Annotated in this window: 27 protein-coding genes and 2 pseudogenes; 14 read left to right on the top strand and 15 right to left on the bottom strand. The window is 65.1% G+C overall.

Translation table 11 applies throughout. The features are described from left to right. The 4 genes from H8A95_RS29040 to H8A95_RS29025 form a co-directional block, all read left to right on the top strand. Positions 1-526, top strand: a 526-nt coding sequence (locus tag H8A95_RS29040; protein WP_229186322.1) for a zinc-binding dehydrogenase, incomplete at its 5' end; no start/stop codon positions are given. Positions 527-595: 69 nt separating this feature from the next. Further along, positions 596-1,483, top strand: coding sequence for a haloalkane dehalogenase (locus tag H8A95_RS29035; RefSeq protein ID WP_229186321.1), 888 nt, complete (start codon positions 596-598; stop codon positions 1,481-1,483). Between the two features lie 664 nt (positions 1,484-2,147). Then, positions 2,148-2,702: a GNAT family N-acetyltransferase gene (locus H8A95_RS29030; protein ID WP_229186320.1), complete on the top strand. Its 555-nt coding sequence runs from the start codon at positions 2,148-2,150 to the stop codon at positions 2,700-2,702. A gap of 389 nt (positions 2,703-3,091) precedes the next feature. Further along, positions 3,092-3,325, top strand: coding sequence for a hypothetical protein (locus H8A95_RS29025; RefSeq protein ID WP_229186319.1), 234 nt, complete (start codon positions 3,092-3,094; stop codon positions 3,323-3,325). Positions 3,326-3,338: 13 nt separating this feature from the next. On the opposite strand, the gene H8A95_RS29020 is transcribed toward H8A95_RS29025, so the two are convergent. Further along, a complete protein-coding gene (locus H8A95_RS29020; protein ID WP_229186318.1) occupies positions 3,339-4,607 on the bottom strand; it encodes an NAD(P)/FAD-dependent oxidoreductase in 1,269 nt (422 codons plus the stop codon). Next, the gene (locus tag H8A95_RS29015; RefSeq protein ID WP_229186317.1) at positions 4,607-6,271 is read right to left on the bottom strand and encodes a thiamine pyrophosphate-binding protein; all 1,665 of its coding nucleotides are present in this window, start codon (positions 6,269-6,271) and stop codon (positions 4,607-4,609) included. Before H8A95_RS29015 ends, H8A95_RS29020 begins: the two co-directional genes overlap by 1 nt. A gap of 899 nt (positions 6,272-7,170) precedes the next feature. On the opposite strand from H8A95_RS29015, the gene H8A95_RS29010 reads away from it, so the two are divergent. Then, on the top strand, positions 7,171-8,661 hold the full coding sequence (locus H8A95_RS29010; protein WP_229186316.1) for a methyl-accepting chemotaxis protein: 1,491 nt from the start codon (positions 7,171-7,173) through the stop codon (positions 8,659-8,661). Between the two features lie 154 nt (positions 8,662-8,815). On the opposite strand, the gene H8A95_RS29005 is transcribed toward H8A95_RS29010, so the two are convergent. From H8A95_RS29005 to H8A95_RS28985, 5 genes are all read right to left on the bottom strand, one after another. Further along, entirely contained in the window at positions 8,816-9,961 is a 1,146-nt protein-coding gene (locus tag H8A95_RS29005) for an acyl-CoA dehydrogenase family protein (protein ID WP_229186315.1), read from the bottom strand. A gap of 79 nt (positions 9,962-10,040) precedes the next feature. Continuing rightward, a complete protein-coding gene (locus H8A95_RS29000) occupies positions 10,041-10,868 on the bottom strand; it encodes an SDR family NAD(P)-dependent oxidoreductase (protein WP_229186314.1) in 828 nt (275 codons plus the stop codon). Positions 10,869-10,877: 9 nt separating this feature from the next. Further along, a complete protein-coding gene (locus H8A95_RS28995; RefSeq protein WP_229186313.1) occupies positions 10,878-11,282 on the bottom strand; it encodes a MaoC family dehydratase in 405 nt (134 codons plus the stop codon). Further along, positions 11,279-11,710, bottom strand: a complete 432-nt coding sequence (locus H8A95_RS28990; RefSeq protein ID WP_163161346.1) for a MaoC family dehydratase N-terminal domain-containing protein — start codon at positions 11,708-11,710, stop codon at positions 11,279-11,281. The genes H8A95_RS28995 and H8A95_RS28990 overlap by 4 nt, the downstream gene beginning before the upstream one ends. 7 nt (positions 11,711-11,717) lie before the next feature. After that, positions 11,718-12,902, bottom strand: coding sequence for a lipid-transfer protein (locus H8A95_RS28985; protein ID WP_229186312.1), 1,185 nt, complete (start codon positions 12,900-12,902; stop codon positions 11,718-11,720). 94 nt (positions 12,903-12,996) lie between these two features. Between H8A95_RS28985 and H8A95_RS28980 the strand changes: the two genes are divergently transcribed. The 6 genes from H8A95_RS28980 to H8A95_RS28955 all read left to right on the top strand — a co-directional run bounded on the left by H8A95_RS28980 (position 12,997) and on the right by H8A95_RS28955 (position 17,903). After that, positions 12,997-13,812, top strand: coding sequence for a TetR/AcrR family transcriptional regulator (locus H8A95_RS28980; RefSeq protein ID WP_229186311.1), 816 nt, complete (start codon positions 12,997-12,999; stop codon positions 13,810-13,812). Then, on the top strand, positions 13,742-15,298 hold the full coding sequence (locus tag H8A95_RS28975; protein ID WP_229186310.1) for an acyl-CoA synthetase: 1,557 nt from the start codon (positions 13,742-13,744) through the stop codon (positions 15,296-15,298). The genes H8A95_RS28980 and H8A95_RS28975 overlap by 71 nt, the downstream gene beginning before the upstream one ends. 83 nt (positions 15,299-15,381) lie before the next feature. Then, a complete protein-coding gene (locus H8A95_RS28970; protein WP_229186309.1) occupies positions 15,382-15,564 on the top strand; it encodes a hypothetical protein in 183 nt (60 codons plus the stop codon). A gap of 91 nt (positions 15,565-15,655) precedes the next feature. Beyond that, positions 15,656-16,252: a DUF2889 domain-containing protein gene (locus H8A95_RS28965; protein ID WP_229186308.1), complete on the top strand. Its 597-nt coding sequence runs from the start codon at positions 15,656-15,658 to the stop codon at positions 16,250-16,252. A gap of 57 nt (positions 16,253-16,309) precedes the next feature. After that, on the top strand, positions 16,310-16,861 hold the full coding sequence (locus H8A95_RS28960; protein ID WP_229186307.1) for a GrpB family protein: 552 nt from the start codon (positions 16,310-16,312) through the stop codon (positions 16,859-16,861). Between the two features lie 124 nt (positions 16,862-16,985). Then, on the top strand, positions 16,986-17,903 hold the full coding sequence (locus tag H8A95_RS28955) for a DMT family transporter (RefSeq protein ID WP_229186306.1): 918 nt from the start codon (positions 16,986-16,988) through the stop codon (positions 17,901-17,903). Between the two features lie 37 nt (positions 17,904-17,940). Here the strand turns inward: H8A95_RS28955 and H8A95_RS28950 are convergent, their stop codons facing one another. Together H8A95_RS28950 and H8A95_RS28945 are read right to left on the bottom strand one after the other, a co-directional pair. Further along, a complete protein-coding gene (locus tag H8A95_RS28950) occupies positions 17,941-18,408 on the bottom strand; it encodes a carboxymuconolactone decarboxylase family protein (RefSeq protein ID WP_229186305.1) in 468 nt (155 codons plus the stop codon). A gap of 11 nt (positions 18,409-18,419) precedes the next feature. Then, positions 18,420-18,824, bottom strand: coding sequence for a cupin domain-containing protein (locus tag H8A95_RS28945; RefSeq protein ID WP_229186304.1), 405 nt, complete (start codon positions 18,822-18,824; stop codon positions 18,420-18,422). Positions 18,825-18,912: 88 nt separating this feature from the next. Here H8A95_RS28945 and pdxR point away from each other — a divergent pair, with 88 nt between their 5' ends. Next, on the top strand, positions 18,913-20,367 hold the full coding sequence (pdxR, locus tag H8A95_RS28940; RefSeq protein ID WP_229186303.1) for a MocR-like pyridoxine biosynthesis transcription factor PdxR: 1,455 nt from the start codon (positions 18,913-18,915) through the stop codon (positions 20,365-20,367). On the opposite strand, the gene H8A95_RS28935 is transcribed toward pdxR, so the two are convergent. Both H8A95_RS28935 and H8A95_RS28930 read right to left on the bottom strand, forming a co-directional pair. After that, positions 20,345-21,172 (bottom strand): SDR family NAD(P)-dependent oxidoreductase, encoded by an 828-nt coding sequence (locus tag H8A95_RS28935; protein ID WP_229186302.1) that lies wholly within the window; start codon positions 21,170-21,172, stop codon positions 20,345-20,347. The two genes, pdxR and H8A95_RS28935, sit on opposite strands and share 23 nt — an antisense overlap. Before the next feature lie 86 nt (positions 21,173-21,258). Then, complete coding sequence (locus H8A95_RS28930) at positions 21,259-21,492, bottom strand: hypothetical protein (RefSeq protein ID WP_229186301.1); 234 nt, start codon at positions 21,490-21,492, stop codon at positions 21,259-21,261. Between H8A95_RS28930 and H8A95_RS28925 the strand changes: the two genes are divergently transcribed. After that, on the top strand, positions 21,491-21,784 hold the full coding sequence (locus H8A95_RS28925) for a hypothetical protein (RefSeq protein WP_229186300.1): 294 nt from the start codon (positions 21,491-21,493) through the stop codon (positions 21,782-21,784). The two genes, H8A95_RS28930 and H8A95_RS28925, sit on opposite strands and share 2 nt — an antisense overlap. A gap of 176 nt (positions 21,785-21,960) precedes the next feature. Continuing rightward, positions 21,961-22,581: a TerC family protein gene (locus H8A95_RS28920; protein ID WP_229186299.1), complete on the top strand. Its 621-nt coding sequence runs from the start codon at positions 21,961-21,963 to the stop codon at positions 22,579-22,581. A gap of 127 nt (positions 22,582-22,708) precedes the next feature. On the opposite strand, the pseudogene H8A95_RS28915 reads toward H8A95_RS28920, so the two are convergent. The 4 genes and pseudogenes from H8A95_RS28915 to H8A95_RS28900 all read right to left on the bottom strand — a co-directional run. After that, positions 22,709-23,429 (bottom strand): annotated as a pseudogene (locus H8A95_RS28915) (RraA family protein). Positions 23,430-23,801: 372 nt separating this feature from the next. Continuing rightward, positions 23,802-24,677, bottom strand: coding sequence for a CDP-diacylglycerol--serine O-phosphatidyltransferase (pssA, locus tag H8A95_RS28910; protein ID WP_229186298.1), 876 nt, complete (start codon positions 24,675-24,677; stop codon positions 23,802-23,804). 79 nt (positions 24,678-24,756) lie between these two features. Then, positions 24,757-25,455: a phosphatidylserine decarboxylase gene (locus tag H8A95_RS28905; RefSeq protein WP_229186297.1), complete on the bottom strand. Its 699-nt coding sequence runs from the start codon at positions 25,453-25,455 to the stop codon at positions 24,757-24,759. A 51-nt stretch (positions 25,456-25,506) separates the two neighbouring features. Next, positions 25,507-25,760: pseudogene (locus tag H8A95_RS28900) on the bottom strand (metal ABC transporter permease); the annotation flags it as partial.

Here is a 25,760-nt window from a genome sequence, read left to right as displayed (position 1 = left end):
CACCGGCATCGCCGCGATCCAGGTCGGCAAGCTGCTCGGCGCACGCGTCGTCGCGGCGGCCTCGACCGAGGAGAAGCGCAGCTTCGCCGCAAGCTTCGGCGCTGATGCGACCGTCGACTATACAAAACCCGATTGGCGCGACGCGCTGAAGGACGCGACCGGCGGCCATGGCCCCGACGTGATCTTCGATCCGGTCGGCGGCGAGGTCTCGCTGCAGGCGTTCCGCTCGATCGCCTGGAACGGCCGCCATGTCGTGGTCGGCTTTGCGGCCGGCCAGATCCCCGCTTTGCCGTTCAATCTGCCACTGTTGAAGGGCGGTCTTCTGATCGGCGTCGACGCCGCCCAGATCGCGCGCCGCGAACCCGAGGCGCAGGCGCGCGTGACGACGCAATTGTCGGCGTGGCTGAACGACGGCCGACTGACGCCAGTGGTCGGCAAGGTGTTCGCGTTTGAGGATTTCCGCGCGGCGTTCACCACCATGCAGACCCGTGCCGCGCTCGGCAAGATGGTGGTGCGGATCGGTTAGCGGGAGCGGCAAGGCACGCTCGGCTCGGCGTCCTTGCGCGATCGAATGACGAATTGAAAAGGCAGAGACATGCAGACGCTTCGAACACCGGACGGGCGCTTCGCCGAATTGCCCGGATTTGCCTTCGCGCCGCGCTACATCGAGATCGGCCCGTTGCGAATGCACTATCTCGACGAGGGACCGAAGACCGCGCCGGTGGCGCTTTGCCTGCACGGCCAGCCGACCTGGACCTACCTTTATCGAAAGATGATCCCACCGCTTCTCGCCGCAGGATTCCGCGTCATCGCGCCGGATTTCTTCGGCTTCGGCCGTTCCGACAAGCCCGTCGACGAAGACATCTACACCTTCGACTTCCATCGATCGGCGGTGATGTCGCTGATCGAGGCGCTCGACCTGCGCCGCGTCATGCTGGTCTGCCAGGATTGGGGAGGATTGATCGGACTAACGATACCCATGGACATGACCGATCGCTTCGATCGATTGCTTGTGATGAACACGATGCTCGGCACCGGTGACGTGCCGCTCGGCGAAGGCTTTCTCGCATGGCGGGCCTTCTCCAATCGCAGCCCGGACATGGACATCGCAGCCTTGATGCAGCGAGCGGCCCCCGGTCTTGCAGACGAGGAAGCTGCCGCCTACGCCGCGCCCTATCCGGACCAGCGGTACAAGGCCGGCGTCCGGCGCTTTCCCAATCTGGTACCGGACCAGCCGGACGCTGGTGGCGCGGCGCTTTCGCGGCGCGCGCGCGATTTCTGGTCGCAGCAGTGGACCGGACAAAGCTTCATGGCTGTCGGCATGAAGGACCCGGTGCTCGGGCCGCCGGTGATGAGCCGATTGCGGCAGGTGATCCGAAACTGTCCGCCGCCGCTTGAACTGCCTGACGCCGGGCATTTCGTGCAGGAGGCCGGCGAGGTCATCGTCGCGGAAGCGATGAAGACGCTCGGCCCGGCCCGCTAACGCGTGCATACATAACGCGTGCATACATCCGCGTTCTCGCGACATGATTTGTCCGAGCTTTGCTCTTCGTTCCGCCCTCTCTCATAGAGGGCGCAGGGAAAGCCGGGTGCCGATCGCACCCATGGGCCCCGAGCATTGGATAGAAAGCTCGGGGGTAGGACCACAGGTGTAACCGGAAACAACCCGGCTTTCCCTGCGCGATGGGTTACGGCTAATACGTGCTCTCCCCGGCGAGACTGGGCTTTGTTGTCACCGTCTTCATAGAACGCTGCGCGTTCTACAAGGAGACACCTACCACTAGGGCGTCAGGCCTGCACGATTTCGCCGTCCGCTTCATGCGCATTCGTCAACTGCGCGATCCGCGTCCACCGCATCTAGACCCGCGCTCGTGACGATCGCGAAGCGCCCCTCGATCGGGTGAGACGGGCGCATTGAACATCTGAGTTGGGTCCGGCGTCAAGCTAAATTCTGAAAAGCCGAACGAATTGATCAAGCATGGATGGCGCGTAACTCGTAGGGTCGCGCTCCCCTGCAATTCCCGGGAGCGGCCAGGACAGCGGAGTGACGCCACATGGAATTATTCGTAGTGTCGTGCAGTCAGGATTGCGCGACGTATGATCGATGGCTTCATTGACCCGTTACCGCTGAGCCGAGGCAGAGCCGGATGCAGCTGTTGACAGCAAGGCTCCTCCTCCGCCCATGGATCGATTCAGACAGACCGCCGTTTGCGGCGATGTCTGAGGATGCCGACGTCATGGAATATCTCCGCCCGCTCGCATCGCGGGACGCCTCCGACGCCTGGATCGACTTCCAGATCAGCCATCAATCCTCTCACGGGTTCTGCATGTGGGCCGTTGAATCGAGAGCATCCGGCGTATTCATGGGAGCCGTCGGACTATTGCGCATCGGCTTTGTCGCCCGCTTCACGCCCGCTGTCGAAGTCGGCTGGCGGCTGGCGAGGCAGTTCTGGGGACAGGGGTTTGCGATGGAAGCTGCGCGAGCGTCTCTTCAGTTTGGCTTCGAAGAGGTTCGTCTCGCGGAGGTCGTGGCGCATGCGAGCATTCGAAACGTTCGATCCAGACGCCTGATGGTGAAGCTTGGGATGCGCCACGACAACGCAGAGGATTTTGACCACCCCCGCATCCCGGAAGATAACCCATTGCGTCGGCAAATTCTCTATCGACTGACGCGAGATGCGTGGGTGTCTCAATGCTCATGACGTCACCACGCGATGGATCATCCGAAGGCGTGACTCCTGGCATGGGTCAACGCCGGCCATGTTCTGATTAACAAGATGCTTGAACCTCACAGGCTCCTTGCAGCCTGATTGCGCTCCCCGAGAAGTGACTCAAGTCACTGGAAGAGCGCCGCATTGGATCCTAGGAACCATCGTCGCAGCGGTGCATTGTCATTCACCCATCGGTTGAGCGGTATTATGCCGCCAGTATCGGTATGCGTGCCGATCCTGTAGCGTCAGCTGTCCGCCGTGGAGCTCGTTAGCCGTCGTCTGTTGTATTTCAGGATTCTTCTCTTGGCACTTTTTGCATATCGGGTATCGCACAAGACGTCGCGATCGTGCGGGCGGACCACCGCCGCCAGAGCTGCGCGATGAAGTCGGACAAGGCCATCTGGTACGTCTCGTTCGCCGTGAGAAGCCCTGACGCCGGACACCACCGCTTCGCGCGCCAGACCCGGACCTTCACGACCGAAGAGGATGCCAAGGCGTTTGCGCGCACCCTGCTCGTTCAGACGCAGGACGTCAGCGCCGGCACTATCAATCCGCATATGCCGAGACGCGTGATCGCGCCGGCGGCGATCACGGCCTGGGCCGGCGACAGCTGAGATCCGCGTCCCCTTACAGGAAGCGTGACGGCGCGAACGGCTGAAGCGGAATCTCGGGTGCCTTGCCGCTAAGGAGCTGCGCGACCAGCCGGCCGGTGCGAGCCGAGCCGACCAGGCCGACATGGCCATGGCCGAAAGCATAGATCACGTCGCGCGAGGCGCGCGCATGGCCGATGCACGGCCGTCCGTCGGGCATGCTCGGGCGATGGCCGAACCAGGTCTTGATCCGTGATGGCGGGATATCCCTCGGCAGTTTCGGGAACATGCTGAGCAGATGCTCGCGCAGAATCTCGGCGCGCTTCCAGTTCGGCTCGGCGTCGAGCCCCGCGATCTCCACCGTGCCGGCGGCGCGCAGACCCTTGTCGGTCCAGTTGACGACCATCTTGGCATCCGAGGCCATCATCGAATTGCGCGGTCCGGATTCCGGATTCTCGATCATGACGTGATAGCCGCGCTCGGTTTCCAGCGGCAGTGAATCGCCGATCGACGCGGTCAGTTGCTTGGAGCGCGCGCCGGCGGCAACCACCGCCGCATCGCAGGCGATCTCGCCGCTCTCGGTGACCACAGCGACCAGCCTGTCGCCAGCAAGCAGGAGGCCTGTGGCCTTGGCGGCGACACGCTTCGCGCCGTTGGCGACGGCGTGCGCGGCGAGCGCCGCGACGTAAGCGCCGGGATCGCGGCAGCGACCGGCCTCCTCGACCACGACGCCGAACTTGTAGCGCGGATGCAGGTCAGGCTCGCGCTGGCGCATCTCGTCTTCATCGAGCTCGAGCCATTCGATGCCGACGCGCTTGCGGATGCGCCAACCGAGGTCGCGGTCGAACGGCGCGCGCGAGGGAAACACGTGCATCACCCCGCGCCGCTCGATCAGTTCACCCACGCCGGCTTCCTCGGCGAGCTGTCGGTGCAGCAGCGGCGCGTCCTTCAACAGATCGCGCATTGCCCGCGCGGTGGCCTCGACCTGCTGCTCGGTCCAGCTCGACAGCAGGTATTTGACCAACCATGGCAGGGCCTTCGGCAGATACGACCAGCGGATCGAAAGCGGCCCGAGCGGATCCATCAGATAGCCGGGCACCTTCCTCCAGGTGCCGGGTTCAGCCGGCGGGATCACCGAATGCGACGACAGCCAGCCGGCATTGCCATAGCTCGCGGCCTGGGTGCCACCGGGCTCGCCCGGATCGATCAGCGTGACGCGATGGCCCTCGCGCAGCGCCTCGATGGCGCTGATCACGCCGACCACGCCGGCACCGATGATCGCGACGTGACGGCCCGTTCCGGTCATCAGCGCTTCGCGGTCTCGGGCACAAAATCCTTGCCGACCGACAGCGCGCGCTGATCGACCAGGCAATGCAGGATCGCCGGCTTGCCGGAGGCAAGCGCACGCTCGAACGCCGGCGCGAAGTCTTCGGTGCGCTCGACCCGCTCACCATGGCCGCCGAACGCCTTGGCGTAGAGCGCGAAGTCCGGGTTCTTGAGCTGGGTGCCGACGACGCGGCCGGGATAATCGCGCTCCTGGTGCATGCGGATGGTGCCGTATTGCGCGTTGTCGATGACGACAACGATCAGCGGCGCGTCATATTGCACGGCGGTGGCGAACTCCTGCCCGTTCATCAGGAAGCAGCCGTCGCCGGCGAACGCGACGACGACGCGATCGGGATGATGCCGCTTGGCCATCACGGCCGCGGGCACACCGTAGCCCATCGAGCCCGAGGTGGGCGCAAGCTGCGCGGCGAAAGCGTGGAAGCGATGGTGGCGATGAATCCAGCCGGCGTAATTGCCGGCGCCGTTGCAGACGATCGCATCCTTCGGCAGCCGATCGCGCAGCCAGGTCACGACCTCGCCGTATTGGAAGCTGCCCGGCAGCTCGCGCGGCTTGTCGGTCCAGGCGAGATAATCCGCGTGCGCCTTCGCCGCCTCGCCCTTCCAGGCGGGAACGGATGCGGGCTTCATGGTCTCGACCGCCGCAGCGAACGCCGTGGGCGTCGCCTGGATCGCCAGCGCCGGCTGGTAGACGCGGCCGAGCTCTTCGGAGCCGGGGTGGACATGGATCAGCTGCTGGCTCGGTGTCGGGATGTCGAGCAGCGTGTAGGACGAGGACGGCATCTCCGACATGCGGCCGCCGATCAACAGAATGACGTCTGCGCCGGTGAATCGATCCTTCAGTTTGGGGCTCGGGCCGATGCCGAGGTCGCCGGCATAATGCGAGTGGTCGGCGTCGAACAGCGAGGCGCGGCGGAACGAGGTCGCGACCGGCAGGTCGAAGCGCTCGGCAAAGCGCGCGATGCCCCTGGCCGCCTCGGCGGTCCAGGCCGAACCACCGAGCACCACCAGCGGCGCCTTGGCGCCGGCCAACATGGTGCCGAGGCGCTCGAGATCCGAAGGTGCCGGCCAGCTGGCCGCAGGTTCGACCTTCGGCGCGTCGGCGACCGCCGCGGTTTCGGTCAGCATGTTCTCCGGCAGCGAGATCACGACCGGACCGGGGCGGCCCTGCAGCGCGACGCGAAACGCGCGCGCGACCAGCTCCGGAATGCGGTCGGGGCGATCGATCTCGACCGCCCATTTCGCCATGGTGCCGAACACCGCCTTGTAGTCGAGCTCCTGGAACGCCTCGCGCTCGCGCATGCCGGTGTCGACCTGGCCGACGAACAGGATCATCGGAGTGGAATCCTGCATCGCGATGTGCACGCCATGAGCCGCGTTGGTCGAGCCGGGGCCGCGGGTGACGAAGCAGATGCCGGGCCGCCCGGTGAGCTTGCCATAGGCCTCCGCCATCATCGCCGCACCGCCCTCGGCGCGGCAGATCACCACATCGATCGGGCTGTCATGCAGGGCATCGAGCGCCGCCAGATAGCTCTCGCCCGGCACGCAGGTGACGCGCTCCACTCCCTGCGCGACCAGCTGGTCGATCAGGATCTGGCCTCCGGTGCGGGCGTTGCTTTTGGTCATGAGGGCTCCCTGCGGCTACTGGCGCGCGCCTTGGCTTCGCGCGGATCGTGGTCCCACGGGGGTATGATAGACGGAAATATGGCGCAAGGCCGAAGCCGCGCTTCGAGGGCGAAGCTGCGTCAAGCCATGCGGTAGGCAATGGGCAACGTTGTTTCGTCATCGATTTCCGCAGAGCGGACGATCACCCGCAGGAACGAAGCGACCCGGCCGGCGAGCAAGCCAGTCATCGTCCGCCGATCTCGCCGCCGACTCGCGGATGAGACGGCCCGACGGAAGTCAGCGGGCCTGAGTTGGGATCGCAACACGACCACGCAATCTGTGCGTGCTTCTTCCAAGAATACTCCATCGACGCACCGACGATGGAGCAGCCTCGCGCTCATCGCGACGCGCCGACTGCCACGGCAGCGCGCATGCGCGTGAGATGATCAGCAAGCCACATCCACAACTCCAAAGCCGCGCGACCATCGCGCGTGACGATTGACGTCAAGCTCGTTGCGGCGCGCAACGATCGCGTGGCACAATCTGCATACACTTCGTCGCTATATGCACGACAACAATCATTTGCAGCGCGCGCGTGCACGCCCGTAAGACTACGGTGCAGCGATCGATCGCTTCATGCCTTTTGCAGCGGATCGCGCGGGTTTCACGGCAAACCGTCGTCTCGCACGTCGATTTCGGCTTCACTCATCGCATGCATCGCGCGTTGCATCTTGCGCGATCGCGCAAGGCACACTGCATGCACTTCTGGACGGAACTCGAATCGCCTACGGTTCCATGCAGTCAGAAATTGTAAATCGTGTGTCGCACCTGCCCGCCGTCCGGCGGCGGAAGGCTTTCTGCTGCCGATCAGGTGCAACGTTTTCAGTTCACCAAATTGATATCAATGCTGGAGGCAATGCATGTTGGGGATGAAGAGCGTCGCAAGCGTGATCGGCTCCGATCATTCGTACCGGCTGTTCGACGATATGCCGATCAGTGTCATGCTCTGCGAGCTGGACAATTTCAGGATCACCTACATCAACGAGTCGACACGGCAGAACCTGAAGAAGATCGAGCATGTGCTGCCGGTGAAGGTCGATGCACTGATCGGGCAGTCGATCGATATCTTTCACAAGAATCCGCAGAATCAGCGCCGGCTGCTGTCCGATCCGAAGAACCTGCCGCACAAGGCGCGCATCACCATCGGCGGCGAGACGCTCGATCTCACCGTGACGGCGATGACCAATTCGCGCGGCCGCTACTCGGGGCCGATGCTGACCTGGGAGCTCGCGACTGAGAAGGCGCGGCTTGAAACCCAGACCGAGCGGCTGTTGCAGATGCTCGACAACATGCCGATCAACATCATGATGTGCGATACCGATTTCAACATCACCTACATCAACCAGACCAGCCTCAAGACACTCGACACCGTGAAGCATCTGCTTCCGGTGGCGCCCGACAAGATCCTCGGCAACTCGTTCGACATCTTCCACAAGAACCCGCAGCATCAGCGCCGCATCGTCGGCGATCCCAAGAACCTGCCGCATGCGGCCAAGATCAAGCTCGGCCCGGAAACGCTCGACCTCAGGGTCTCCGGGCTGACCGACAAACGCGGCAACTATACCGGCGCGATGCTGAGCTGGTCGGTCGTGACCGGCAATGTGAAGCTGGCGGACGATTTCGAGAAGGACGTAAAGGGCCTTGCGGGCATGCTGGCGTCAGCCTCGACGCAAATGCAGGGCACGGCACGATCGCTGACGACAACCGCCGAATTCGTCAATCAGCGTTCGGCAAGCGCGGCGTCCGCGTCCGAGGAGCTCTCCTCCTCGGTCAACGAGATCAGCCGCCAGGTGGCCGAAGCAAGCCGCATCGCCCGCATGGCGGTCGAAGAGGCCGAGAAATCCGACAAGCTGGTCGCTGGCCTCGTGACCATGGCGCAGAAGATCGGCGACGTCGTCGCCCTGATCAGCCAGATCGCCGGCCAGACCAACCTGCTCGCGCTCAACGCAACGATCGAGTCCGCGCGCGCCGGCGAGGCCGGCCGCGGCTTCGCCGTCGTCGCATCCGAGGTGAAGGCGCTGGCCAACCAGACCGCCAAAGCTACGGAAGACATTTCGGCGCAGATCAACGAGATGCAGACCGCGACCGGCAACACCGCCACCGCGCTGAAGGCGATCTCGCAGGTCATCGTCCAGATCAGCGAGATCTCGACCGTGATCGCCAGCGCCGTCGAGGAACAGGCCGCGGCCACCAAGGAGGTGACCGCAAACATCAACGGCACGACCAAGGCCATCGACGATGCCAGCAAGGCCGCCGAGAGCGTGCTGTCGGCCTCCGGAGAGCTCGCCAGCAATGCGTCCGAGCTGGAAGTCCAGGTCGACAAGTTCCTCAAGAATGTCCGCGCGATGTAGGAGAGCGCTTGCGCGGCGGACATGAGCGCACTCTCGCCTCGGTGTCATTCCGGGGCGATGCGCAAGCATCGAACCCGGAATCTCGAGATTCTCAGGTGCGCAATTGCGCACCATAGTTCACGCTTCGCGTGCCCCGGAATGACGGCCGACTTGCCTACAGCGAGCGCGCGATCAGGACCTTCATGATCTCGTTGGTGCCGCCATAGATCTTCTGGATGCGGGAATCGATGAACATCCGCGAGATCGGATATTCCTGCATGTAGCCGTAACCGCCGTGCAGTTGCAGGCATTCGTCGGCGGTCTCGACCTGCTTCTGCGAGCACCACCATTTCGCCATCGACGCCGTCACGGTGTCGAGATCGCCGGCGACCAGACGCTCGACGCACCAATCGACGAACACGCGGGCGATCATCGCCTCGGTCTTGCGTTCGGCGAGCGTGAACGCCGTGTTCTGGAACTCGATCAGCGGCTTGCCGAACGCCGTGCGCTGCTTGGTGTATTCGGCGGTGATCTTCACCGCACGCTCCATCGAAGCGACCGCGCCGATCGCAAGCGACAGCCGCTCCTGCGGCAGTTGCTGCATCAGCTGCACGAAGCCGCTGCCCTCCTCATTGCCGAGCAGGTTTTCCGGCGGCACCGTGACATTGTCGAAGAACAGTTCCGACGTGTCCGAGGCATGCAGGCCGATCTTGTCGAGGTTGCGCCCGCGCCGGTAGCCCTCGACGCCCGCGGTTTCAACCACGATCAATGAGATGCCCTTGGCGCCGGGCGCACCGGTGCGCGCCACCACGATGACGAGGTCGGCGGCCTGGCCGTTGGTGATGAAGGTCTTCTGGCCGTTGATGACGTAGGAATTGCCCTGCTTCTTGGCGGTGGTCTTGATGGCTTGCAGATCGGAGCCGGTGCCGGGCTCGGTCATCGCGATGGCGCCGACCATTTCGCCGGACGCCATCTTCGGCAGCCAGCGCTTCTTCTGCTCCTCCGAGCCGTAATTGACGATGTAATGCGCGACGATCGCGCTGTGCACGGAAACGCCGGTGGTCAGCTCCGGCACCGTGCTCTCGATGTCATCGAGCACGGCCGCGTCGTAAGCGAAGGTTGCGCCGAGGCCGCCATAGGCCTCGGGCACGCTCGGCAGCAGCGCGCCCATCTCGCCGAGCGCACGCCAGGCGGAGCGGTCGACCAGCTTCTGCTCCCGCCATTTTTCGGCGTGCGGCGCCAGATCCTTGGCGAGGAATTTGCGGAACTGGTCACGGAAGGTGTCCAGCTCCTCGGTCATCCATGACGATCGGTAGTGCATCATGCCCTCGCTACGCATTCTCTTTTTGACGCGTTTTCTTGACGCGAACCGGTACCCACTTCGCTTGAAAACGCTATCGTCAAATCAGCAGACCGCCGCCGGCGACGATCACCTGACCACTGATGTAGTTCGATTCCGGAGCGCAGAACAGATAGACCGCGTCCGCCGCCTCCTCCGGCGTACCGCCGCGGCCGAGCGGGATCATGCGGCCCATCGCCTCCAGCATCTGCGGCTGCACCCCGACCTTGATGTCGCGGCCGGCGACGTCGATGGTCTTCTGCTGGGTCTCGATCGGCTGGGTCAGGCGGGTGTTGATCAGGCCGAACGCGACGCAATTGACGTTGACCTTGTAGCGGCCCCACTCCTTGCACATCGTGCGCGTCAGCCCGATCAGCGACGCCTTCGCCGATGAGTAGCTAGCCTGCCCGGCATTGCCGTAGAGGCCTGCGATCGAAGAGATGTTGACGACCTTGCGGAACACCTCGCGCCCGGCCTCGGCCTCCTGCTTCGCCATCACCCGGATCGGTTCCGATGCCGCTCGCAGGATGCGGAACGGGGCGACCAGATGCACGTCGAGCATCGCCTGGAATTGCTCGTCCGACATCTTCTGGATCGTCGAGTCCCAAGTGTAGCCGGCATTGTTGACGATGATGTCGAGGCCGCCGAACTGCTCGATGGCGCTACCTACGAAACGATCGGCAAAGCCTGCTTCCGTCACGCTGCCATTGACCGCGATCGCCTCGCCGCCCATGGCCTTGATCTCGGCGACGACGGCATTGCCCGGCTCGGCATCGAGGTCGTTGACCACGACGCGGGCGCCCTCGCTCGCGAGCTTCAACGCAATCGCGCGCCCGATGCCGCGGCCCGATCCGGAGACGAGCGCGACTTTGCCTTGCAGTTTCGACATGATCTCTCCCTAGAGCGCGATGATCGCTTCGCCGGCGAGCTTGATCTCGCCGTTCTGATCCTTGGTGGTCAGCGCAAGCTTTGCGCGTTTCTCGCCGCCCTGCTCGATCAGCTCGGTCACCGTGCCCTCGCAGGTCAGCGCCGCGCCGAGCTGGGTGATCGCGGCAAAGCGGGTCGAGAACGAGCGGATGCGCGACGGCGCCACCGCGTCCGTCAGCGCCTGGCCGAGATAGCCCATGACCAGCATGCCGTGCGCGAACACGTCGGGGAAACCGGCCGCCTTCGCGAAGTCGATGTCGACATGGATCGGATTGTGATCGCCCGAGGCGCCGCAATACAGCGCGAGGCGATGGCGGGTGATCGGCGGAAACTCCTTGTGGACGATGCGGTCGCCGACTGCGGGTGCGCTGCTCATGATGGCCTCGCATTGCGCACCACGATGGTGCGCGAGACGTCGGCGACGTGGACGCCGTTCTGGTTGGTGACGGGGGTATCGACGACAATCAGGGTCATCGCCCCACCCTTCTTGTCGGTCACGCCAGTGACGCGCGGGTGGAACGTCAGGGTGTCGCCGACCACGACGGGGGCGTGATAGTCGAAGCGCTGCTCGCCATGCAGCACGCGGGCGAGATCGATGCCGAGCGCGGTCAGGAACTCGAACGGCACCGTTGCGTCCATCATCTCGAGGCAGAACAGATAGGTCGGCGGCACCGGTGCCGCTGACCCGTCGCGGTAGACGGGATTGGTCTCGCCGAGCGTGTCGAGGAAGAAGCGCAGGCGCCCCGGCTCGACGCGCGCGGTCACGGGCGTAAAGCTACGCCCGACGGCGGATTGATCGACCATGGCTGCCTCAGGCGCGTTCGTAGAGCGTCACGACGCAGGCGCCGCCGAGGCCGAGATTGTGCTGCAGCCCGAGCCGCGCGCCGTCGACCTGGGTCGCCGCGGCGGTGCCGCGCAGCTGCCGCGTCAGCTCATAGCACTGCGCAAGGCCGGTGGCACCGAGCGGATGCCCCTTCGACAGCAAGCCGCCGGAGGGATTGGTGACGATCCTCCCTCCGTAAGTGTTGTCGCCGTCATCGATGAATTTCGCGGCCTCGCCTTGGGCGCACAGGCCGAGCCCCTCATAGGTGATCAGCTCGTTGTGCGCGAAGCAGTCGTGCAGCTCGACGACGTCGAGATCCCCGGGCCCGATGCCGGCGGCCTCATAGACCTTGCTCGCGGCATCGCGCGCCATGTCGTAACCGACCACCTGCATCATGTCATCAGCACCGAAGGTCGACGGCGTGTCGGTCGTCATCGCCTGCGCCGCGATGCGGACGCTCTTGTTCAGGCCATGCTGGTCGGCGAACTTCTCCGAAACTAGGATCGCGGCAGCACCACCGCAGGTCGGCGGGCACGCCATCAGCCGCGTCATCACGCCGGGCCAGATCACCTGGTCGTTCATCACGTCGGCGGCGGTGACTTCCTTGCGGAACAGCGCCAGCGGATTGTTCTTGGCATGACGGCTCGCCTTGGCGCGCACCTTTGCGAACGCGGAAAGCGGCGTGCCGTACTTCTTCATATGGCTGAGGCCGGCCCCGCCGAAATAGCGCAGCGCCAGCGGCACGCCGGGCGCATCGACCAGCTTGTCGGCGGCGGCGTCGAAATCATCGAACGCGCTCGGACGGTCGGTGAACACGGCCCCGAGCGCGCCGGGCTTCATCTGCTCGAAGCCGAGCGCCATCACGCAATCGGCGGCGCCGGACTCGATCGCCTGCCGCGCCAGGAACAGCGCGGTCGAGCCGGTCGAGCAGTTGTTGTTGACGTTGACGATCGGGATGCCGGTCATGCCGACTGGATAGAGCGCACGCTGCCCGCAGGTGGAGTCGCCATAAACGTAGCCGACATAGGCCTGCTGGACCTTGCCGTAATCAAGCCCGGCGTCGGCGAGCGCGAGCTTGGCGGCCTCGGCGCCCATCACATGGTACGGCGCGTTGGCGCCCGGCTTGACGAACGGGATCATGCCGACCCCGGCAACATAGGTGCGTGACGTCATCGCGTGTCCTCCCGGAAATTACCCACTGGACTATTTCTTACCCATGGGTAATATACGGGCGACCTTCCGGAGTCAATGCGACAACAGCCACGCGATGGACGCCCGCATCCCCTCTTCCAACAATGAGTCACCCTGGCTGCCCTTCGAGAGCCGGCGCCGCGCCCGCGACGAGAAGCGCGAGGCGGTGCTGCGCACGGCCGTCGCCCTGTTCCTCGAACAGGGTTATCACGGCGCCACGCTGAACGAGGTCGCCAAGCGGCTCAACATCACCAAGCCGGCGCTCTACAACTACTTCCGCGGCAAGGACGAGATCCTCTACGAATGCTGGTCGATCGGCAACGAGCTGGTCGACGACTGCATTGCCGAGACCTCGGCCGGCGGCGGCTCGGGGCTCGACAAGCTGCGCAAGCTGATCGTCCGCTATGCCGAGCTGATGACCGCGGACTACGGCAAGAGCCTGGTCCGCTTCGACATCCACGATCTCAGCGAGGACAACCGCAAGATCGTGCAGACCGCCAAGCGGCGGATCGACCGCGCCTTCCGCGACTATATTACCGATGGCGTCAAAGACGGTTCGGTGAAAGCCTGCGACCCGAAGCTCGCGGCGTTTGCGATTGCGGGCTCGCTGAACTGGATCGGACACTGGTTCCAACCCGACGGCGAGTTGACTGGACGCGCCGTCGCCGAGGAATTCGCGATCCGCCTCACCGAAGGCATCGCCGAAACAACAACGCAAGTGACATCAACGCGCAAGACAACAACGCGCAAAGCAGCCGCACCGGCGGCACAGAAGGCGGACAAACCGCCTCGCAAGGGAAACGCATCAAGGGAGGAGACGAGTGAACATCACGCACGGACTGCGGCGGACGCTGCAGGTCAATCCAAACGGGCTCGCAGTCGTCTGCGGTGAGCGGCGGCGCAATTGGCGTGAGGTCGGCGAGCGTGTCGCCCGCCTCGCCTCCGCCATCCGCGCGCTTGGCGCAGACGACGGCGACCGCGTCGCGATCCTGTCGCTGAACTCCGACCGTTACCTCGAACTCTACCTCGCAGTCGGCTGGGCCGGCGCCGTGATCGTGCCGCTCAACATCCGCTGGTCTCCGATCGAGAACGAGGATGCGCTGCGCGATTGCCGCGCAACGATCCTGTTCGTCGACAAGGCGTTTGCGGCAGTCGGCGCAACGCTGGCAAGCGCGATCCCCGGCCTGAAACTGGTCTATGCCGACGAGGGTGAGACGCCCGCCGGCATGGAGAATTACGAGACGCTGATCGCGCGCAGCGAACCCATTCGGGATGCGATGCGCACCCGCGACGATCTCGCCGGCATCTTCTACACCGGCGGCACCACTGGCCGCTCCAAGGGCGTGATGCTGAGCCACGGCAATCTGATGGCCAACGCGCTGAACGCGCTCGGCGAAGGGCTGTGGCCGAGCAGCACGATCTACCTGCACGCGGCGCCGATGTTCCACCTCGCCAACGGCGCGGCGATGTATTCGGTGCTGCTGTCGGGCGGCTCCAATGTCGTGGTCCAGGGCTTCACGCCAGACGGCGTTGCGGCCGCGGTGCAGAAGGAGCGCATCACCGACGTGCTGCTGGTGCCGACCATGATCCAGATGTTCGTCGATCACCCGACGCTCGGCAATTGCGACCTGTCGTCGTTGAAACGGATCGCCTACGGCGCCTCCGTGATCAGCGATGCCGTGCTGATGCGCGCCATGAAGGCGCTGCCGCATGTCGAGTTCACGCAAGCCTACGGCATGACCGAGCTGTCGCCGATCGCGACGCTGCTGCATTGGAAGGAGCATATCGGCGACGGCCGCGCCAAGGGCCGGCATCGCGGCGCCGGCCGTGCCACCTTGGGCGCCGAAGTGAAGATCGTCGACGCCCTGGATCAGGTGGTGCCGCTCGGTACCGTCGGCGAGATCGCGGTGCGCGGCGATATGGTGATGATGGGCTATTGGGAGCGGCCAGAGGAAACCGCACGCGCGGTGATCGACGGCTGGATGCACACCGGCGACGGCGGCTACATGGACGCGGACGGCTTCGTCTACGTCGTCGACCGCGTCAAGGACATGATCATCTCCGGCGGTGAGAACGTCTATTCGGCCGAGGTCGAGAACGCCCTCGCCCAGCACCCGTCCGTGGCGCAATGCGCCGTGATCGGCATCCCGAGCGAGCGCTGGGGCGAGCAGGTCCACGCTGTGGTGGTGATGAAAAGCGGCGCCAGCGCTACGCCGGAAGAGCTGATCGAGCACTGCAAGGCGCTGATCGCCGGCTACAAATGTCCGCGCAGCGTCGACGTCACCGCGACCCCACTGCCGCTCTCCGGCGCCGGCAAGATCCTGAAGCGCGAGCTGCGCAAGCCGTATTGGGAGAACCGGGAGCGGCGGGTGAGCTGAACCGGACTCTCGACCGCAGGACAACGGAGTCTGCGCTGAAATACCCAGACGGACAACAAATCAGGCTCGGCGACACCGTCCGCATGGACGGCGACGCCGAGGGCATTGTGGTCTTTTCAATCGACACAAATGAGTACGCCGCCGACTTTCCAAAGTCAGATTGGGAATATCTGCAGCGCGGCGTCATGATCGAATTCACGAAATACGGGTTGATTTATTTCGACGAGGACAACCCCGAGCTGGCGCTCGTGCGGCGCGGACCTTGACGCTGGCTGCATGGCGCCGCGCGGCAGCGGCCGTTGACATCGCCGCACGCGGCCGATTGGATCGGTTCGAGATTCAATCCAGCGAGTTCCGATGTCCGCACCCGATACCAATGCCGACGGCAAGCCCCGCCGCCTGATGCACCGCCGCTCCGTCGAATGTCTGGGCTATCTCCGTGACGACGGACTGTGGGAGGTCGAGGCGCGGCTGGTCGACACCAAGCCTTATGCACGGCACGACAAGCATCGCGGCCTGCAGCAGCCCGACGATCCCGTGCACGACATCCGCCTGCGGCTCGCGGTCGACGACAGCTTTACGATCCGCGAGACCGGCACCAATATGGCCTCGACGCCCTACCCGTCCTGCCTCGACGTCGAAGGCATCTTGCAGCGGCTGGTCGGCGAACGTATCGGCAAGGGCTGGCGCGAGCTGGTCCGTCGCAAGATCGGCAGACTGGAGACCTGCACCCATCTCGCCGAGCTGCTGGGTCCTGCGGTGACGACCCTGTTCCAGACCGCGACCTCGGGCAAGGACCCGCAGGGCCGCGGCGCGCTCGATCACCAGCGTGACGCCACCGAGCCGCCGTTCTTCGTCGGCGGCTGCTATTCGTGGCGGCTGGACGGACCTGTTGTAGCCGAGACATTCCCGCAATTCGCGAAGCACCCTGCCGAGGTGAAGCAGGGTTCGTGAGCGATACCCCGGCCGCCCCCCGCGTGATACTCTGCAAGAAGCAATCGGGAGGTGGGCGTGGAGAAGTACGGCGCCGGGTCGATCGTCGTCTCCGACTATGACCCCAACTGGCCCGCACTGTTCGCGCAGGAGCGCATGCGGATCGAGAACGCACTCGGCGCGTTCTCTTTGGCCATAGAGCATATCGGCAGCACGGCCGTTCCAGGGCTGCCATCGAAGCCGATCATCGACCTGCTGGTCGGCGTGCCCAGCCTCGAGCAAGCCAGCCAGCGATGCATCAAGCCGCTTGAAGCACTCGGCTATGTCTACATGCCGGACTACGCGTCATGGATCCCCGGCGAGCTGTTCTTCCGCAAGGGGCCTCCGGGTCCGTGGACCCACCATCTGCACATGATGGAGCCGTCGCATCCGCGGTGGGAATCCCGCCTGGTATTTCGCGACTATTTGCGCACGCACCCGGAGGCAGCCCGTGCCTACGCCGACATCAAGCGGGCCCTCGCCGCCGCTTCGAAAGACAACATCGAGGCCTATCGAACCGGCAAGGACGCCTTCGTCCAGGAGACGACAGCCAAGGCCCGTGCATGGCGCGCAGCGGCGGGAGATCGATAGCAAACCCGAGACCTGCAAGCGGATACACCCGCGACCGAAATAGACTGCGCAATTCGCTGTCGTGCCAATCAGCCCTGCATCGCGATGGGTTGATCCGTTCCCGCAGCTCACGTAGTCGTCCGGCATGAACGAACATCCGGCCGGCGCCAAGACGGCAGCCCTTCCAGATACGAAAGCCATCCTGCTCGGGGTCGCGTGCGGTCTCGGCGCGGCGCTTTGCTGGGCGCTCGGCTTCGTGGCGACCCGGCACGGCCTGAAAGTCGGGTTCACACCGGTCGACCTCTTGATGCATCGCTTCCTGTGGTCGGGCATCGCGTTCATCCCGCTCGTCGTACGCGCCGGCCTGAAAGATCTCTGCGGCATCGGATGGAGCCGCGGCATGGCGCTGATGATACTGGGCGGACCGGTGATGTCGCTCATCAGCTATACCGGCTTCATGTTCGTGCCCCTCGGGCACGGCAGCGTGATCCAGCCTTCCTGCGCGACCCTGGGTGGACTGTTTCTCGCAGTCGTCCTGCTGAAGGAATCGATCTCACTCTCTCGCGTCGCCGGCGCCGTCGTCATCGTTGTCGGCCTTGCGGTGATCGGCAGCGAGTCGATCGGCCATATGGGATCGAGCGCCGTGCTGGGCGATCTGATCTTCGTCACGACCGGATTGATGTTTGCAGGCTTCGCCACGCTGGTGCGCTATTGGCGAGTGTCGGCGTTCTCTGTGGCGACGGTCATCAGCGTGCTGTCGCTCTCGCTGTTTCCGCTGTACGCCGCCTCGGGCGGGCTGGCGCGCGATGCGGCCATCGGACTGAACGAGAATGCGCTACAGGCCGTCGCCCAAGGCATCCTGGCCGGGCCCGCAGCAATGTACTTGTTCGCGCTGTCGATCCAGCACCTCGGAGTTGCCCGCGCGGCGGTATTTCCCGCGACCGTGCCGGTGCTGACCTTGCTGTTGGGCTGGCTCCTGATTGGCGAGCCGCCGACCGCGGTGCAGGCGGCCGGATTGGTGACCGTATTGGCCGGATTCTATCTGGCACAACGGCAAAGTTAGGCGGCCTTGCCGTCGTTCTGATTCGATGCCCGCGAGATCACGCCGCTGCGGAATGCTCGGCCACGGCCTGCGGCCGATTGCGGAAGCCGATCGCGATCCGGTTGTAGGTGTTCATCAGTCCGATCGCGATGGTCAGGTCGACCAGTTGCTTCTCGGCGAATACCGCCCGCGCGGCCCGATAGTCTGCGTCCGGGATTGCGGTCTCCGACACGCGGGTGACGGTCTCAGCCCAGGCCAGCGCCGCGCGCTCTTCGTCGTCGAACAGCGCCTCGGCTTCGCGCCAGACCTGCAACAGCGCCAGCTTCTCGACCTTGACGCCCATTTTCTGCAATGAGCGCGTGTGCATGTCGAGGCAATAGGCGCAGCCGTTGATCTGCGAGATGCGCAGATACACGAGCTCGATCAGTGTCGCCGGGAGGCCGCATTGCGTGAGGTAGCCATAGACCCCGCCGAGCGCCTTGATGCCCGCGGGCGCCACCTTGTTGTAATCGATCCGCATGCTCACTGCTTGTGTCCTTACTTTTGTCCTGCCTTGTCGAAGACGGTCAGCGCCTTGTCGTTGCTGTCGACGACGAACACCGCAAGGATCTTCGCCGGCTCGGTCGCGCTGGCGTTGCGGCCGAGCACATGATGCGCACTCGGCGGCTCGAAGAAGCTGTCCCCGGCGCGATAGACATGCGCGGCCTCGCCCTCGAGCTGGCTCTCGATCGCGCCCTGGAGAACGTAGACATAGAGAAACGCCGACTTGGCATGATGGTGCGGCGCCGAGGGCTCGCCCGGCGGGAAATTGACTTCAACCGCGATCAGCGATTTGCCGGGAATGTTGGTGATGACGTGCTCGAACTTCGGCGTCACCGATTGCGCCTGGGCCGGGGTCGCAAGCGCGGCGCAGGCAAGCAGCATCGTCCGTAAGGTCTTCATCTCGTGCCTCCGTTGCTGTCCGATCAATGCGGGCACGCGGGCCTGAAAAGAAGCACCAAGAATGAACCGAATTGGTGTACCACGGGCCATGCTAAACCCGCTTCCCATCGCGCTCGACCGGTCAGCGAAGACGCCGCTCTCCGAGCAGATCCGCAAGGCGATTGCGGCGGCGATCGATAATGGCGTGCTGGTGCCGGGCGCCCGGCTGCCGTCGTGGCTCGACCTCGCCGCGCAGCTCGGCGTCGCGCGCGGCACCGTGCGGGCGGCCTACGACAGACTGTCGGACGCCCAGCACATCGTGTCGTCGAAGGCGAACGGCACCACGGTCGCGAGGCGGCCACGTAAAATTGCCAAGCCCGATGCGCCGGTGGCTCCCGGATCGGCGGTGGAGATGTTCAGGGATCTCAGCGGCCAGGGACACTTCCGAATGGGTGTGCCCGCGCAGGATTCCCTCCCCGCGAAATTGCTGGCGCGCATCCACGCGCGCGCCGTCCGGGCGGAATTGAGCGCGGTGACCCGCACCATCGATCCGCGCGGCGAGATCGAACTGCGGAGGGAGATTGCAGCTCACCTCGCGATCGCCCGCGGGATCGAATGCTCGCCGGCGCAGATCGTCATCACCTCCGGCTTCAGCGGCGGACTTGGCCTCGCGCTGCGCGTGCTCGGCCTCGAAGGCCGCCGCGCATGGATGGAAGACCCGGGGTTTCCATTGACCCGAAAAGGGCTCGAACTTGCCCGGCTGGCGTCGGCGCCGATCCCCGTCGATGCCAGCGGCATCGACGTCGAGCACGGCCTGCGTCACGCCCCCGACGCGGCGCTTGCGGTCGTGACGCCGGGCCAGCAGGCTCCGCTCGGCCCGCCGCTATCGCCGAAGCGTCGGGCACAACTGCTCGACTGGGCCGCACAGAGCGGCGGCTGGATCATTGAGGACGACTATCTCGGCGAGTTGCAGCTCGATGGCCGCGCCGCGCCCGCGCTCGCCTCGCTCGACCAGGCCGGCCGCGTCATCCATCTCGGCTCCTTCAGCAAGACGATCTCTCCGACGCTGCGTCTCGGCTTCCTGGTCGCGCCCGAGTCATTGGCGGCGCAGTTTGCCGATGTCGCGACGTGCCTCGTCCCTGCGCCCGGACCGGCCGTGCAGCTTTCGACTGCGGAGTTCATGCGCGACGGCCACTACATTCGCCATCTCAGGCGGACCAAGCGGGCCTATTGCGACAGTCGGGACGCGCTGACGGCCGCACTGCGTCCCTGGAGCAACGACGTGCGGGTCGCCGGCCTCGCCGTGATGCTGACGCTGCCGGACAAGACCGACGATGTCGAGATCGCGCGACAGGTGCTTGCGCATGGGCTGGCGCCCGCCCCGCTCTCGCCCTGGTATATCTCACCAAAGTGCGCACAGTCCGGTCTGCTGCTCGGCATTGCGACGGTGCCCGGTCGCGGCGTTGCGGCCGCCTGCAAGCGTCTGTTCGAGGCGATCCGCGCCCAAGATCGCACCGAAGGCGCGCCAGTGGCGCACCGCGTCAGGAAATCCGCAGCCCGGTAAGCGCAAGGCTCAACGCCTTGAGCCGCTTGCGCGCCTCGGCATCATAGGCCTGCGCATGGGCGCGCGCCTCGCGCTTGCCGTCAAAGAACAGCCCGCTCTTATCAGCGACATCATCGTCCTGGACCAGACGCAGGATGGCATCGCCGCCCTGCTCGACGGTCGAGATCGGCGTCGCGCCACTGGCACGCACCATCGTGGTGTTCATGTAGGTCGCCGGGTGCAGCGAGTTGACGGTCACGCCGGAGCCTTGCAGCTCCTCGGCAAGGTCTATCGTAAACATGATTTGCGACAGCTTGCTCTGCGCATAGGCACGCGCGCCGCTGTAGTTCTTGGTGATCATCACGTCGCCGAAATCGATCGGGTGCTGGCCGAGCGAAGCGACATTGACGATGCGCGCCGGCGCACTGGCCTTGAGCCGCGGCAGCAACAGATGCGCGAGCAGGAAGCCGGCGAGATAATTCACCGCGAAGCGCAGCTCATGGCCGTCCTTGCTGGTCTGCCGCGCCGGCCCCTCGTTCTGCGAGCCGATGCCGGCATTGCAGACGAGCACATCGAGGCGCTCCTGGTCGTCGAGCACCAGCTGGGCGAACTCGCGGACATCGGCGAGCGAGGACAGGTCGGCCTGATAGAACATCGGCTCGCGGCCGGAGACCCGCTTGATCTCGTCGGCGAGGACCTGCGCCCGCTTGGTGTCGCGGCCATGGATCAGGACCCGGGCGCCGGCAGCGGCCAGCTTCATCGCGACGTAGCGGCCGACGCCGTCGGTGGAACCGGTGATCAGCACCGTCTTGCCTGCCATGTTCATCGAAATTGCCTTTCGATCGTTTGCCCAGCGCTGCCAGCAAAGATAAATGCCCGCTGCGGACTTTGCCATGGCATGCCGCGGCGCCATCAGCCCCAAAACGGCGCCGAAACGGCCCACCCGCGACGTTCCGCCATGACCTTCGGGCGTACAATCTGTCGCGCGGCCTGCGGTCGCGCGGCGCCGCGCCGCGCGTCAACGTGAATGCCTTCTGATATCGTCGCGACGAACGACACGGCAGGGATCGGCAAAGGGACCGGAATGTCCTCGACCATTCCAGGCAGGTACTCGCGGAAGGCTCCCTCGCTGGAGCCGTTCGGCATGCTCCTGTCATTCGCGGTGCTGACCGCGCTGCCGATCATCCTGACCGTTCGCCTGGTTGAGCCCGCACTCGTGCTGCCCGCGCTCAGCCTGGTGTTATTCGCAGAGGCAGCCATTGCCGCGCTTGCAGCGCGCATGATCCACATGCGTGCAAGCGTGGCGAACCTGACGCTGTGGGATTTTGCCGGAGCCTTCACCTTCATGGGATGTGCGGCGGCGATCCTCGGCGAGCCGGATCAGGCGGCGCTGTTCTTCGAGGAAGAAGCAGCACTGCGTCCGGCGTCACGACCGTAATCCCAGGCCGGGCCCCTCTGGCAGCCACAAGCTGCGATGTCGGACTGGAACTCAGTTGGAGTGGCCCTGCCTCGACCCGCGACGTGACAACGTCGTGACGGATTTGCCGTCGGCATGACGGCAAATCCTGCTTCGTCGAACGGGTCCACTCCCCGACCTCAAGGGGAACATGATCCATGTCCGAACTGTTTTCACTCGACGCCCTCAGCGCCTTGCTGCAAGTCGTCGTCATCGACCTCGTGCTGGCCGGCGACAACGCGGTCGTGATCGGCCTTGCCGCGGCGGGCCTGCCGGCGCAGCAGCGCGGCAAGGCGATCCTGGTCGGGATCGGTGCCGCGACGCTGCTGCGCATCCTGTTCGCGCTGCTCACCACGCAACTGATGCAGATCGTCGGCCTGCTGCTGGCCGGCGGCATCCTGCTGCTGTGGGTGTGCTGGAAGATGTGGCGCGAGCTGCGCGTCTCCGCGCACGAGACCACGGCCGTGGATGGCACCGGCGGCGCGGAGGTGCCGCGCAAGACGCTGTGGCAGGCCACGACGCAGATCATCGTTGCCGACGTCTCGATGTCGCTCGACAATGTGCTGGCGGTCGCGGGCGCGGCGCGCGAGCAGCCGATCGTGCTGGTGTTCGGGCTGGCGCTCTCGATTGCGATGATGGGCGCGGCCGCCACCTTCATCGCGCGATTGCTGCAAAGCCACCGCTGGATCGCCTATGTCGGCCTTGCCGTGATCCTCTATGTCGCGATCGACATGACCGTTCGCGGCGCGCATGAGATTGCGAAGGTCGCGCCGGCCTGACCTTAGCCAACGTCCTTTTCCGTCATTGCGAGCGAAGCGAAGCAATCCATCTCGACACTTGCGGAGACATGGATTGCTTCGTCGCTATCGCTCCTCGCAATGACGGACAGCGTCAGCCCAATGCACCTCAGTGAATTTCCGACGAACGCTTCAGGGCTTCCTTCAGCTTCTCGAGCGAGAAGTCCTTGGAGCGCGCGATGTCCAGGATCGGGGTCTCGCGGCGGCCGCAAAGCTCGGCGGCCTCGGGCAGCTTGGCCGCGATGTCGTAGGGGATCACGATCGCGCCGTGGCTGTCGGCGTGGATCAGATCGTCGGAACGCACCGTCATGCCGGCGACGCGGACCTCGCCGCCAAAGCTTTCGGCGTGCACCCAGGCGTGCGACGGGCCGATCGAGCCGGCCAGCGCCTGGAAGCCCGGCGCCCCATTGCGGGATATCGCGGATCGAGCCGTCGGTGATGACGCCGAGGCAGCCGAGCGCCTTGTGCACGGCGCTCTGCACCTCGCCCCAGAACGCGCCGTAGCCGACGTCGGGACCGTCGATGTCCTGGATGACAGAGATGCGCGGACCGAAGCCGGTGCCGACATATTCGTAATATTCGATGCGGCGCTTCGACTGCTCCTCGGCCGAGAGGCCGGATTTCAGCACCGAGCGGATCGCGACCGTGCGCGCATAGCCGACGATCGGCGGCAGGCTCGGAAATGGGCAGACCAACGGCTTCACGGTGTAGCCGATCAGACGGCGCTCCGGCGCCACGATCTCCATCGCGTTGCAGATCGTCGGCGTGTCATAGCGCGCCAACGCTTCAAGGACGGAAGCAGGAAGCGGGGCGGAAGCGGATGTCGTCACGGCGTTTCTCTCCTGATTTTTGGCGTCAGATCATGATGCGTTTCCACGGAAACGTATCATGATCTCATTTCTTTGTTCGAGCATGATCTCCGTGCAAACGCTACGCGTTTGTCGCGAGGAAAAACCGGTGTCCACTTTTCCGGATCATGCTCGAGCGGGCCGTCTCAGCCTATAGCCGAGATCGCAGGCGAACCCAACCGAGCCACGCTCATGGCTGATATTTGGGAGAGTAGACTCACACCGCTCCATCACCGTCACCCGAGGTGGCCGCTTCTTCAGCGGCCCTCGAAGGGCGACGGCCCTGCCGGTGGCCGTACATCCTTCGAGGCTCGCAAGGGCTCGCACCTCAGGATGACGGGTTAGGCTGAGAGATCAGTGCAGATGCGCCGGACGATCGTCGTGGTCCGTGTCCGTGACCGGCGCCGTGTAAGGAGCCGCAGCGGCCGGCGGTGGCGCGCTTGTGTCTTGCGTCTTCGCGGCGAGACTGCGTTCCTCGTCGCGATAGGACTTCCAGCCCCACGGCAGGCTGATCAGATACAGCACCGAGCCCGCCGACAGGATGTGCCAGGGATAGCCGATCAACAGCGCGACGAAGAACACCACGGCGACGAACACCGGCAGCACCATCTCCGGCGGCACGCGCATCTTCACGGTCTTGCCGGAGAACACCGGCAGCCGCGACACCATCAGGAAGGCGATCAACAGCGTGTAAAACGCGGTCAAGGTCGCCGGCGGCGCCGGCACGCCGAGGAAGGCGAGATAGATCGGCAGCAGCACGGTGATCGCGCCGGCCGGCGCCGGCACGCCGGTGAAATAATTGGCGGCGAAGGCCGGCTTGTTCGGGTCGTCGATCGAGGCGTTGAAGCGCGCCAGGCGCAGGCCGCCGGAGATCGCGAACACCATCGCGGCGATCCAGCCGCCATTGTTCAACTCATGCAGCTGCCAGAAATACAGGATCAGGCCCGGCGCGACGCCGAAATTGACGAAGTCGGCGAGGCTGTCGAGCTCGGCGCCGAATTTCGACTGGCCCTTGATCATGCGGGCGACGCGGCCGTCGATGCCGTCGAGGATCGCGGCGAACACGATGGCGGCGACCGCAAGCTCCATCCGCCCTTCCGTCGACAGCCGGATCGCGGTGAGGCCGGCGCAGATCGCCAGCAGCGTGATCATGTTCGGCACGAGCATCCGCACCGGGATCGGGCGGAACCGGCGGCGGCGAAACTCGGAGGAATTGGGATCGGATGGCATCATGGCCTCCGAATATAGCAAGCATGGCCCGGCTCCGCCATCGCGGCGGGAACCGGCTGATCAACCGGCCGAAACAGCGTTAATCAGCCCGGTAGGTCCGGCCGGGATCGGCGCCGCGGAAATCCGCCAGGATCGTCTCGCCAGCGACCGCGGTCTGGCCCTCGGAGACCAGCGCCTTGGTGCCCTCGGGCAGGTAGACGTCGAGCCGCGAGCCGAAACGGATCAGGCCGAAACGCTCGCCGGCGCCGATCGACTGCCCTTCCTTGACGAAGCAGACGATGCGGCGCGCCACGAGGCCCGCGATCTGGACCACGCCGATGCGCCCGTTCGAGCTCGAGATGACCAGCGAATTACGCTCATTGTCCTCGCTCGCCTTGTCGAGCTCGGCGTTGATGAAGGCGCCGGGGCGATAGGCGATGCGGTCGATGCGGCCGGCCACCGGGCTGCGGTTCACGTGGCAGTTGAACACGCTCATGAACACCGAGACCCGCGGCAGCGGCTTGTCACCGAGGCCGAGCTCGGCCGGCGGCAGCGCCTGCACCACCATGGAGACGCGGCCATCGGCCGGCGATACCACGATGCCGTCACGCAACGGCGTCACCCGCACCGGATCGCGGAAGAACAGCGCGCACCAGACCGTGAGCAGCGTCCCGATCCACCCCAGCGGGGTCCAGATCCAGAACAGGATCAGGCTCGCCAGAGCGAAGCCACCGATGAACGGATAGCCCTCCGGATGGATCGGCGGGATCTGCGCGCGGATGGAATGGGCGATCGACATCAGAACTCGCTGTGGTACCCCACCCCTGCGGCGGGAGAAGCCCTAAATCGACTATTCCGCGGCGGTCGGCAAGGGTTTCTCGCCCGCGTCAGGGGTGGAATCCTCTGAGGATTCAGTGACCACCGGCGGCAGGCGATTCGGCGTGGTGCCGTCGTCATCGACCTGGGCGAGGCGTTCGCGGGCCTCCTCGGCCTCGCGCTGCCGGTTCCACATGCTGGCATAGAGGCCGTCGGCGGCCAAAAGCCGGGCGTGGGTGCCGCGCTCGGCGATCCGGCCCTGGTCCAGCACGATGATCTCGTCGGCGC

Source organism: Bradyrhizobium oropedii, assembly GCF_020889685.1.
GTDB classification, from domain to species: domain Bacteria; phylum Pseudomonadota; class Alphaproteobacteria; order Rhizobiales; family Xanthobacteraceae; genus Bradyrhizobium; species Bradyrhizobium oropedii.
Note: the sequence above shows the minus strand (reverse complement) of the source record. Positions and strands in the feature narration are given on the sequence as shown.